The following is a 6913-nucleotide window of genomic DNA, read 5'->3' as shown; positions in this document are numbered from 1 at the left end:
AGCTGCTCGAGCACGGTCGCCGTGGCCAGCCAGTCGATGCAGCCGTCGGTGATGCTCTGGCCGTAGGCGAGCGGCTTGCCCGGCACCACGTCCTGGCGGCCGGCAATGAGATTGCTCTCGATCATCACGCCCATGATGCGGTTTTCGCCGCCGGCGATCTGACCGGCGATGTCGGCCATCACCAGCGGCTGGTTCTCCGGCTTCTTGCTCGAATTGGCGTGGCTCGCATCCACCATCACCAGCGGCGCGACGCCGGATTTCGCCAGCTCATTGCAGGCCGCAGCAACGCTTGCCGCGTCATAGTTCGGCTTGCTGCCGCCGCGCAGGATGATGTGGCAATCCTCGTTGCCGGCGGTCGAGGCGATCGCCGAGCGGCCGAGTTTCGTGACGGCCATGAAATGATGCGGATGCGAGGCCGATTTCACCGCGTCGGCGGCAATGCGAACATTGCCGTCGGTGCCGTTCTTGAAGCCGACCGGACACGACAGCCCGGAGGCCAGCTCGCGATGGATCTGGCTCTCGGTCGTGCGCGCGCCGATCGCGGCCCAGGACACGAGGTCGGCGATGTATTGCGGCGTCGTCATGTCGAGGAATTCGGTGCCGGCGGGCAGACCGAGATTGTTCACCGCCGACAGCACGTTGCGCGCCAGCCGCAGACCCTTGTTGATGTCGAAGCTGCCGTCGAGATCGGGATCGTTGATCAGGCCCTTCCAGCCGACCGTGGTACGCGGCTTCTCGAAATAGACCCGCATCACGATCTCGAGCTGATCGGCGAGATCTTCGCGCAAGCTTGCGAGGCGCTCGGCATATTCGAGCGCGGCCTTGGGGTCATGCACCGAGCAGGGGCCGGCCACGACCAGCAGGCGATCGTCCTGGCCGGTGAGGATGGCATGGACGGCGTTGCGTGCGGCCATCACCACACGGGTGGCGGTGAGCGTGCGCGGGACCTCCCGCATCACCTCTTCCGGGGTGCTCAGTTCTTTCAGTTCACGGATGCGAAGATCGTCGGTCGTGCTCAGCACGGCGGGCTCCTGTCGTTTTGAGAACCTGCCGGCCAATAAAAAAGCCGCCAGGTCTGGCGGCTTGTTCGGACGTTTGCTGCAATGTTTCAGATTGAGCGCGATCCTCCTGCCGCCAGCGAGCTGTCGTAGCTAAAGTACCAAAAATAGCTGGTGGCGACGGTGATCATGGCTGGCCATATAGCGCGCCATTGGCGCCTTGTCACCCCCCAATCGGCGCGGCAGGCGACGAGGCGCCTCAGGTGTTGCTGTTGCGCGCCGCCAGCGCCATGCCGATCAGGCTGGCGCCGCCGAACAGCAGGTTGATACCGACGAGGATGCCGATGGCCCATTCGGCCGAGCTCGGCAGCCCCGTGATCACCATGAACGAGATCGCGATGTCGACGAGGCCCGAGATCAGGAGCCAGGACCAGCGGCTGCTCAACTCGCGGCGGTGCTCCAGCGCGTACATGATGGTGGCGACGCCCTCCGCGAGGAAGTAGGCGCCAAGCACGATGGTCAGCGTCAGCACGGCCTGCATCGGCCGGGCCAACAGCAGCAGGCCGGCGAGCACGGCGAGCGCGGCCGAGATCAGCGACCACCAGAAGCCTGGCGTGCTGCGTGCCCAATAGGTGACGATCAGCCCGCCAATACCGCCGATCAGGAACATCCAACCGAGGAAGATCGCGATCGCAAGGCTCGCGAGCGGCGGCAGGATCAGCGCCGCGACGCCGAGAACGGCGAGCAGGATGCCTTCGAACAGGAAAGCCTTCCAATGCGCCTTGACCGCCTGGCTCATGACGGATTGCAGCCGTGAAAAATCCTCGGGCGATGTCATCGTCTAACTCCGGAAACGAGAGGAGGGCGTCCTATCTAGTCGGCCCATGGCGCGCTTGCCATGCGGTGGATCAACCGCCGCCGGGCGCCGAGGAAAAACCTTCCGCGCTGGTGCGGATGCGGTTGCGGCCGAGAATGTAGATCGCCGTTGTGACAATCAGAAGCGCAAGGCCCAGCAGGATCGAGACGAAGCCGATCGGAATCAGGGCCAGCGTCAGATTGCGTTCGGGGTTGATGAGCCAGTGATGGATCGAGGTCAGCACGAAGGCGAGCCCGAGAAAGCCGACGCCGCCGCCGGCAAGCAGCAGCGCCCACATCCGACGAAGCTGGCTCAGCCGCTCCCGCGCAACATCGGTCCGGGGTGCGTGGTGGCGGGCGACACGCCGGACCAGGCGGATGGCGAAGGCGATCGAGCTGAAGCCGATCAAGAGGCTCGTAGCCCCCAGCCACATCCGCAAGCTCGGGTCGAGGTCCGGCATGCGCTGGAGGGTGAGCAGGGGGAAATCGAACGCCGAATGCAACGCGAGCGGGCCTGCGAAGATCAAGAGGCGGCTGGAGAGGCGGGCCCAGTCGCGATGGTGGCGGTTCGCTCCGAGCGCGGTGCCGGCGCGCGCGATCGTCAGGTAGGCGCCCGCGATGATCCCGAGCGCGCCGTGGAACGGCACGGTCAGAACGCTGCGCAAGGCGGCCAGCGAACGCCACATCTCCGCGTGCTGAACCAGATAGGCCAGATTCTCGTAAGCGGCGAAGCCGAGGCCGACCGCGGCGCCATAGACCACGGTGTCCATGGGATTGGCAAAAGTCCTCCGCTTGGTCGAAGAGACCACCACGATGGCGATCACCTTGACGGCTTCCTCAGGCAGCGCGACGCCGAAGACCGAATGCATCGCGAGCGCCACCCAGGGGTTGTCGGGGGCTGCGACCATCTTGGCGAAGGGGGCACGGGCAAGGCCCAGCAGCGAGATGCTGGCGGCCCCTAACAGGAACGCGGTCCAGACCTGCGCGGGCGGGCCAGGGCGCTCTTCAGCGGCGATGACAAGCCACAGCATCAGCAGCGCCGGGGCGATGGCTGCAGTTCCGATGACGGTGGGCAACGCTTCAATCAGATACATCGGCGCCGAAAATAGGTTCCCTTGGTCCGCTAATCTACAATTGCCGATGCGACCATGTGTCATGCGCTCGCTGTCGGCTCGCTTAACGAGCGCGACAGCTTTCGTTCATCTGCCGTCGCCCGTGGTGATGCAGAATACAAGCGCAATCAATTGCATGACAGAACCTGTTCGTCATCCATGGCAACGTCCGCGGGACTGATGCCGGAGCGCGATTGGCAAGCCAGATCAAGGAAATGCGCAGGTTTCTTCGATTCACCTGCGCACCTATTCCGGCGGGCGAGTTCGGAGCCGGGACTCAATGGGTGGTGAACGGCGGCGGCGCGCCCGGGGCGACGTCAAAGGCGCCGAGATGGAATTCTTCGCCAAGGGACGCATCCGGCCCGCCCGGTTGCGCCAGCAGCGTGAACGCGGCCTGTGGGTAGAGCTTCCAGATATCCAGGTCGCCGGCCGTGATGGTGAGCCAGCCGAACGTGTACATGTAGCGTCCTGGCTCGGTGACCCGGCCGACCCTGTCCCAAGTGATTTTGTTGACTGCCATCCGGTCCCCCGATCGCAAGTCCGCAAATGACGTCCGGCGTGAGGCACGGACTGTCGAAGGCTGATCCCGCAATGGGGCCGCGATAGGGCAGCGATGCGGAGGTGGGGCGGCCGGACGCTGGCCGCCGCCTGCCGGTTCAGCGCGCCGTCGAGGCCGCCTCTGCTTCGGCTGCCCGCTCCAGCTGACGGTGCGAGGCGTGGAAGACGTCGTGGACGAGGCCGATCTTTTCCAGGCCCAGGATGATCAGGCCGTTGAGATCGATCTCCCACCAGGCGTGCGAGATGTAGGCGTCCCGCGGGAAGCGGTGATGGTTGTTGTGCAGACCCTCGCCGAAGGTGAGGATCGTGGTCACGAACTCGTTGGTCGAGGCATCGTCGACCTCAAAGCGGCGATAGCCATAGGCGTGGCAGACCGAGCCGGTGAGCTGGCTGGTGAGGATCAGCAGATAGGCGCGGAGCAGGCCGGAGAACAGCACGCAACCGATCATGGCGTGCACGCCGCCGAAGGTGTAGCCGATCACGCCCGGGATGAAGACCGCCGACATTCCGTACCAGACCCAGCGCGTGCGCACGAAGAACATCGCGATGGGATCGGCGAGGATGTCCTTGGCGTAGTATTCGTTGTCGGTGGTCGCCTGGTCGAACACCCAGCTGCCCTGGGCGTGCAAGAAGCCCTTGAGCGCGCTGACATAGCGATTGCCGAAGCCGTCGAATTGCGGGCTGTGGGGATCGCCGACGTCATCGGCGTAAAGATGGTGGCGGCGGTGATTGGCGACCCATTTGGCGATCGAGCCCTGGATCGCCATCTGGGCGATGGCGCAGAAGAAGACCCGCATGATCGGGCCGGTGCGGAAGCTGCGATGGACGAACAGGCGGTGCATGCCTGCGCCGATGCCGAACGTGGTCAGCGCGAACATCCAGACGAACGTGAACAGCTCGACCTTGCCGAGACCTTGCGTGACAGCCCAGATGATGCCGGCGACAGCGCCGACATAGAGGATGCCGAGCAAGAGATAGCTCTCGCGCAGCTTGGCTTGCACGAGCGGTCCCTCGGTGACGACGCCGGGTGGAAGCTGCGGCTTGGCCGCGGTAGACGCGTTCTGCGGGGTCTCAGCCGGGACGAACTCGGCGTCAGCGATGGACATTCCAGGACTTCCGATATGGGGGGCCCGCAATGATTGCGGACGTGCTGGATCACACCCTATCGCGCGAGGGACTTCATCTCCAGTATTTAGTTAAAGAAGAGTTAAAATTGACTGACCCGGCTCAGGCCGACTGCTGCAGGGGCGAGCGCACGACGAGGCGGACCAGGTCATCCCGTGACTGCTTTTCGGCGAATTTGACCGCGAAGCCGTTGTCGAATTTGCGGATGACCCGCCCGACGCAGGCACCGACCGCAAGCGGAGTTCCCACCGGCGGGTCGTACTCGCAGGATATCGCGACGCCGGCCGTGGAGACGTCGATGATGAAGCATGGATGGATGCTGCCGTCGGCGAGGGTCAGGAAGGTATGGGAGACCTGCGGAACGAAACGGGCGTCACGCCGCAGTTCCTGGACGCTGTCGTCCCTCTGCTTTTTCTCCAGCCAGGTCAGCTTTTCCGACATCCAGGCGCGCCGCGCCCGCGTCATGTCGAGCTCCATCAGGAAGCCCGCCTTCAACGTCGCGCTGATGGTGCACTGGAATTCGCCGAAATCCTGGAAGTAGGAGGTCACGCGCTCGCCGACCTTGCCGACAACCGGCACGTCCACGATCATGCGGAACGGCGAGACGCGCTTGGTCCGGCAGGCGAAGGTGCGCAGCTTGCCCTCGCAATCGTACCAACGCGGCAGCGAGTAGCTGCCGGCCACGGTGACTTCCACTGCTCGTTGCCGGAGGAACTCTGTGACGGACATGCGCGCCAATCGTGGTTTGGGATCGTTTCCGTAATTCCACGGTAGCAATCAAATTCTAAGCAAATGATACCGTCGCTCACGAGCAGGGGTAAATTTCCGGTAAATGCGCCCCTGCGCAGCGGAGCGGAAAGCGCGGCATAAAGACCCGTTATGCTGCAGGCATTCTCACAACGTCGTCATTGAGGCGGAGTGAAGCAATGGGGACGCGGCGGCTAACGAGATCCGACCAGCAACAGCACTGCCAGCGCGCCGACGGCCATGATGAACTGGATCGTCGTCCACATCGGGCCGTTCGGGCTGATCTGCAATCCCAGCGGCGGCACTGCGCGCCGCATCGCGAGCGCCGTGAGTGCTTCGACGATGGCAAGCAGAAGGGCGATGCCGGCGAGGAAAGGCCATGACTCTGCCGGCGGCATCCATGGTGCGAGCCAGTCGGGAACGGAGCCTTTCAAGGCGGCGAGCAACGCGAACCATCCGAACCAGAACGCGGAGCGCTTGACGATGTCCGGGCCGATGGTTTCGGGCTCGAGGCGGATACCGATCCTTGCCAGTGCGCCTTCAATGCGCTCGGCGTCGGTCAGGACGACGAACGCGCCGAGATAGAGCGGAATGCGCGACTGGAAGAGCAGGGCGAGGATACCGAACACGATCGCGTAGCCGACGACATCGCCGAGAATATCTTGGGTGCTTCTGCCCGGCAGCACAGGCGCAGCCGGCGCAAAATCCGGCTGACGCTGCGGCAGCGATCTGGCGCGTGCCAGGTGCTCCAGCATTTTGGCGCGCCGGTCCGATGGATGCTGGCGGGGATGGCTGAGCCATGGCGGAAGGCCCGGTGTCATTGCGGACGCACCGGACGAACCTTCAATCTCGGGATGACGCTGCGCCATGGGGTTCGACCGGTTCCAACCTGACATTGGTCGGTGGCGAGCGGCGGGAAGGTTCATGCCGCTGCGGCGGAAATCGTGGCAATTGGGGAGGAAAAGCGACAGGCGTCGCGTGCGCACTGGCGCTCCCTAGCGGAATCGAACCGCTCTCTCCACCGTGAAAGGGTGGCGTCCTAACCGATAGACGAAGGGAGCAAACACAGGGCCCGGCCGTTTCCCGGCATGACCGCTGGCCGGCCGAACAGGGCCCGGCGGCTTGCAGCGGGCGAACGTATAGTGGCCTTTCTGGCTCCCGGCAAGCCGTTCGGACCGGTCTTGTGGCGCCGGTGGACAGCGCCGGCCCCGAGAGCATTCGAAGGCGATTTCAACGATTTCTTAGGGTTCCCTGATTAGCGCTGGAGTGGGAGATCTTTCACCAATGCCACCGCCGAAAAAGCGCGCAGCCCGCAAGCTGCTGTCGCAGCATGCCTGGATCACGCTCGACGGCGGCTTCGCCGCGCGGCACTGCCTGGTCCGGGACATCTCCGATTCGGGTGCCAAGATCACGCTGGACGAGGACGCGAGCCAGCTCCCGGGCGTGATCCGGCTCGCCTTCGCACGCGATGCGCGTACGGGGCGGAGCTGCCAGGTGGTCTGGCGCCGCGGCAAATCG

General features: G+C 64.5%; 8 protein-coding genes and 1 tRNA gene. 1 reads left to right on the top strand and 8 read right to left on the bottom strand.

The features are described 5' to 3' along the window. From MOV74_RS27300 to MOV74_RS27265, 8 genes are all read right to left on the bottom strand, one after another. The coding region (locus MOV74_RS27300; RefSeq protein ID WP_309486839.1) for a 3-deoxy-7-phosphoheptulonate synthase at window positions 1-1022 on the bottom strand (1022 nt) is incomplete at its 3' end. Window positions 1023-1257: 235 nt separating this feature from the next. Next, entirely contained in the window at window positions 1258-1836 is a 579-nt protein-coding gene (locus MOV74_RS27295) for an HdeD family acid-resistance protein (protein WP_246929662.1), read from the bottom strand. A 70-nt stretch (window positions 1837-1906) separates the two neighbouring features. Beyond that, entirely contained in the window at window positions 1907-2947 is a 1041-nt protein-coding gene (locus MOV74_RS27290) for a PrsW family glutamic-type intramembrane protease (RefSeq protein WP_246929661.1), read from the bottom strand. Window positions 2948-3242: 295 nt separating this feature from the next. Then, window positions 3243-3485 (bottom strand): hypothetical protein, encoded by a 243-nt coding sequence (locus tag MOV74_RS27285; RefSeq protein WP_246929660.1) that lies wholly within the window; start codon window positions 3483-3485, stop codon window positions 3243-3245. A 136-nt stretch (window positions 3486-3621) separates the two neighbouring features. Further along, window positions 3622-4629: an acyl-CoA desaturase gene (locus tag MOV74_RS27280; RefSeq protein ID WP_246929659.1), complete on the bottom strand. Its 1008-nt coding sequence runs from the start codon at window positions 4627-4629 to the stop codon at window positions 3622-3624. A 121-nt stretch (window positions 4630-4750) separates the two neighbouring features. Further along, window positions 4751-5377, bottom strand: coding sequence for a PilZ domain-containing protein (locus tag MOV74_RS27275; protein WP_246929658.1), 627 nt, complete (start codon window positions 5375-5377; stop codon window positions 4751-4753). A 212-nt stretch (window positions 5378-5589) separates the two neighbouring features. Next, complete coding sequence (locus MOV74_RS27270) at window positions 5590-6150, bottom strand: hypothetical protein (RefSeq protein ID WP_246929657.1); 561 nt, start codon at window positions 6148-6150, stop codon at window positions 5590-5592. Between the two features lie 231 nt (window positions 6151-6381). Next, window positions 6382-6456: transfer RNA gene (locus MOV74_RS27265), tRNA-Glu, on the bottom strand. A 223-nt stretch (window positions 6457-6679) separates the two neighbouring features. Here MOV74_RS27265 and MOV74_RS27260 point away from each other — a divergent pair. After that, window positions 6680-6913 (top strand): PilZ domain-containing protein (locus tag MOV74_RS27260; protein ID WP_246929656.1); only part of this gene is annotated, 234 nt, incomplete at its 3' end.

The sequence above is a fragment of the Bradyrhizobium sp. SHOUNA76 genome, from assembly GCF_023006445.1.
Taxonomy (GTDB): domain Bacteria; phylum Pseudomonadota; class Alphaproteobacteria; order Rhizobiales; family Xanthobacteraceae; genus Bradyrhizobium.
This window is presented reverse-complemented; position numbering and strand designations above follow the sequence as displayed.

Bases quoted from the DNA above. Each gene is read 5' to 3' on its own strand.
- MOV74_RS27295 (WP_246929662.1), bottom strand. From the start codon at position 1,836: ATGACATCGCCCGAGGATTTTTCACGGCTGCAATCCGTCATGAGCCAG.
- MOV74_RS27290 (WP_246929661.1), bottom strand. From the start codon at position 2,947: ATGTATCTGATTGAAGCGTTGCCCACCGTCATCGGAACTGCAGCCATC.
- MOV74_RS27285 (WP_246929660.1), bottom strand. From the start codon at position 3,485: ATGGCAGTCAACAAAATCACTTGGGACAGGGTCGGCCGGGTCACCGAG.
- MOV74_RS27280 (WP_246929659.1), bottom strand. From the start codon at position 4,629: ATGTCCATCGCTGACGCCGAGTTCGTCCCGGCTGAGACCCCGCAGAAC.
- MOV74_RS27275 (WP_246929658.1), bottom strand. From the start codon at position 5,377: ATGTCCGTCACAGAGTTCCTCCGGCAACGAGCAGTGGAAGTCACCGTG.
- MOV74_RS27270 (WP_246929657.1), bottom strand. From the start codon at position 6,150: ATGCTGGAGCACCTGGCACGCGCCAGATCGCTGCCGCAGCGTCAGCCG.